This is a genomic window from Pseudoramibacter faecis, assembly GCF_036289405.1.
GTDB classification, from domain to species: Bacteria; Bacillota; Clostridia; order Eubacteriales; family Eubacteriaceae; genus Pseudoramibacter; species Pseudoramibacter faecis.
On the sequence record NZ_JAYFFI010000032.1, the window covers coordinates 1 to 3,116 of the forward strand.

At 39.7% G+C, this 3,116-nt stretch carries 4 protein-coding genes; 1 reads left to right on the forward strand and 3 read right to left on the reverse strand.

Translation table 11 applies throughout. From position 1 onward, the window contains the following. Positions 1-415, forward strand: a 415-nt coding sequence (locus V3C63_RS11640; protein ID WP_329888113.1) for an IS30 family transposase, incomplete at its 5' end; no start/stop codon positions are given. Between the two features lie 528 nt (positions 416-943). On the opposite strand, the gene V3C63_RS11645 is transcribed toward V3C63_RS11640, so the two are convergent. The 3 genes from V3C63_RS11645 to V3C63_RS11655 all read right to left on the reverse strand — a co-directional run bounded on the left by V3C63_RS11645 (position 944) and on the right by V3C63_RS11655 (position 2,935). Beyond that, the gene (locus V3C63_RS11645) at positions 944-2,290 is read right to left on the reverse strand and encodes a RuBisCO large subunit C-terminal-like domain-containing protein (protein WP_329888115.1); all 1,347 of its coding nucleotides are present in this window, start codon (positions 2,288-2,290) and stop codon (positions 944-946) included. 148 nt (positions 2,291-2,438) lie between these two features. Beyond that, positions 2,439-2,768: a cyclase family protein gene (locus V3C63_RS11650; protein WP_329888119.1), complete on the reverse strand. Its 330-nt coding sequence runs from the start codon at positions 2,766-2,768 to the stop codon at positions 2,439-2,441. Continuing rightward, entirely contained in the window at positions 2,711-2,935 is a 225-nt protein-coding gene (locus tag V3C63_RS11655; RefSeq protein ID WP_329888117.1) for a hypothetical protein, read from the reverse strand. Before V3C63_RS11655 ends, V3C63_RS11650 begins: the two co-directional genes overlap by 58 nt. Positions 2,936-3,116: the final 181 nt, after the last annotated feature.

Below are 3,116 nucleotides of genomic sequence, written 5' to 3' on the forward strand. Positions count from 1 at the left end.
CTTTTATATAGCCGTTAAGATTCCGGGGAAGAAAGCCGAATCGGTAATGGCAGCCATGGAAGTGCTGCGGGAAGAGTCTTCAGAACATTTTTCTGAGATCTTCAAGACCATTGCCGCAGATAACGGCTTGGAATTTGATCGGCTTTCCGAGTTGGAGCAATACGGAACTAAAGCGTATTTTGCCCATCCGTATTCCTCCTGGGAGAGACCGCAGAATGAGCGCCATAACCATCTGTTCCGCAGATATGTGCCAAAAGGTGTCTCTATTAACGGCTATTCAGCAGAGCAGATACTGAGTTTTGCGGATAAGATGAACATGCTGCCCCGGAAACAACTGAGGTACTGCGCTCCAGAAAAACTGTTCGACTGCTTGCTGGACAAGGTGTATTCAGTTATCAAAGTACAAACTGCTTAGCTACTACACGTGTTCAACTTGAAATTGCAATTTACGCTTAAATATTTTAACAATATTATATAACGAATTCATAGGCAGTGTCTTTATCAACTCCGCGACTGTCCGTTGTAAATGTAAGATATTCTGTTGTTTTAAGTTTTTCGGCATCACCCTTTTTTATATTAAGATCGTAGGCGTAACATATCCTTATTTTTTCAAGAGCACTCTCGTTGCGTTAGCGCCAGTCAAGTCATCTGCAACAACCGCACATTTAGCCATCAAAAATCCCCCCTCCTCTTAATCCACTATATTTAGGATATGTTTTTCAGGCATTGTGTATTTTATCCGTAAATTGCAATAACAAATTGGATGCCTTTATTAATACCACAATCACAGATTTTAATGATATAAGAAACCCCTTTTTCCAAGTGCTATCTGAAAAAAGGGATATCTTCGCGGTTATAATCTCGCGTCTGACGCTTTGTCGGTTTTAATTTATTTCTCTAGTCTTTCATTGTTTAGAGAATTCAAAACACAAAATCTATTCGATTATAAAGCATATAAGTCTTTACTGTGACCAGCACCATAGATCCCCCATTTTTCAACAGCAATTTGCAGTTCTTTTGAGCCATTTTGTGCAGCTTTATCTAATGGAATATCATTCATGCAAGCATCAATAGTTTCGCGGAAGGCCTTAGCACCAGCACGAGGTCCCATCGGATGTGCGTGGATACCAGCGCCAGCGCCTAAAAGGATATCGTTGCCAGCATCTTCCATAAATTTAGGAACAAGACCAGGCACGACACCCCCACCAACAAAGGGTAACATAGGCTTGATATCATACATTTTGGCTTTTGCCGTGATCATGTTCTCTATGTAATTGTCAAAAGTATTATCAAATTTTCCATATGGTGGCTGCGTTAGATAAATGTCACAACCCATGATTCGACTGATTTTCGTAACAACCTTTGAACTCATTCCTTGATAAGGTGAGGATGTAAAAGCACCATTAAAGCAACTGTGACCGAGAATCGGCACAGTGACTTCGGGATCTTCAGCAAGCATTCTGACCGCAGAATAGCCGACACCGTGGACATCCAACATGATGCAATTACCGCCATTTTCAATAACCGTCATGGCATTTGCTTTTAAACGAGAAACTTCGTCAGTGATATTACAGGCATAGAGCGTTTTTTCGTGTTTAATATCTTCTGCACGATGCGCAGCATCCATGTTCATCTTGACACGATCCGCCAGTCGGTTGAAGGAACGATTGCCGCCGATTAATTCGTCATCTTTGATGATATCGACCCCACCGGCAGCTGCTTCAAAGAAGAGTTTGGCACCAACATCTGGCGTATAACCGGTACAAGGCTTGATCATATTATTAAGAAGCGGCCGGTCATAGGCATTGAGTATTTTTCGGATGCCTTTGAGACCGAATTTCGGGCCCTGAAAATCTTTGATGAATTTTTCAGGGAAGTCAATATCAAGCAATTTTAAATTCGGCATTGACATGATATTGCCACTGATACTTCCAATAAGCAACGGTAAGTTATTTTCAATATTGGCTACTGGGAAACCAATGCGGACAACAAACCAACGGTAACCATCAGGACCAATGACATTAACTAAATCGGTTCTATTTTCATAGGCAGGTACTTCATAGATTCCAATAACTTTTGAAGCATATTTTGCACGAACTTCGTCTGTTTCGGCGGGAACATCAACCCATGAACCGGTTGTTTGTTCAATTCCGATGCTGTTCATCTTGACGACGACATCTTCATCTCGATGACAAGCGATTAAATAAGTGGCGACACAGAGATTGTTCATGTCACAACCTTCATAAATTGGGTTGAGTAGAGTTCCATACATTCTATTTTGTTGGATCATTTCAAACTTCCTCCTTTTCGGAATAATTACAATCCATTACTTGATGCTCTTATTATAAAATGGGTTAGTAATTCTTTCTAGATGGAAAATAATTTCAAGTTAATCTCCTAAGAATTTAATTCCCTCGTGAAGCACCAGATGGTTTGAATTATTCTTCAACGATCGCATATGCTCTTGTAGAAGAACCGCCGGCCCTTCTCAGTTTCAAGGGTACCGCACAAAATTTAAAAATCTCATACTCAATAATTTCATCAGGAAAAGTACATTCTTCAAGAACAAAAATATTGTAAGGAAGTAGTTCTGAATATGCTAGCATTCCGTTTTCATAAAAGCTAATGCTCATACCATCAATTCCGACACTTTTAATGCCTTTTTTACGAAGCCATTTTGTTGCAGCACCCGATAGATAAGGCCACCTTTTCATATAGTCTGCTTGATAACTTCGATGAGTTGTCCATCCAGTATTAATAAGGATAATGGAATCTTTTTTATCAAGGTTTCATAAGATTTTAAATCTTCAATAATTACTTCATAATTTTCGGGGAGGCCTTGTTTGTCAATAGTAACAATATCGCCAATAAAAGTCATCGTAATAATGGCGATCGCTCCCCAAACCACACCGGTAAAGAAATTTTTAATTGCCATGAAAGCAATAAGCAGCGACACAAGTAATGTGATGTGTTGGCGAAAAATTCGGTTCTATAAAACTTGAATTGTCAAGTCAAGTGCAACACAGTTGAATGATAGACTTCATAGGGCGTTCTAAATCCGAGGCACTTCCGTGGTCGTTTGTTCATTTCATCCACTTTGCTTTGTATATACGCTT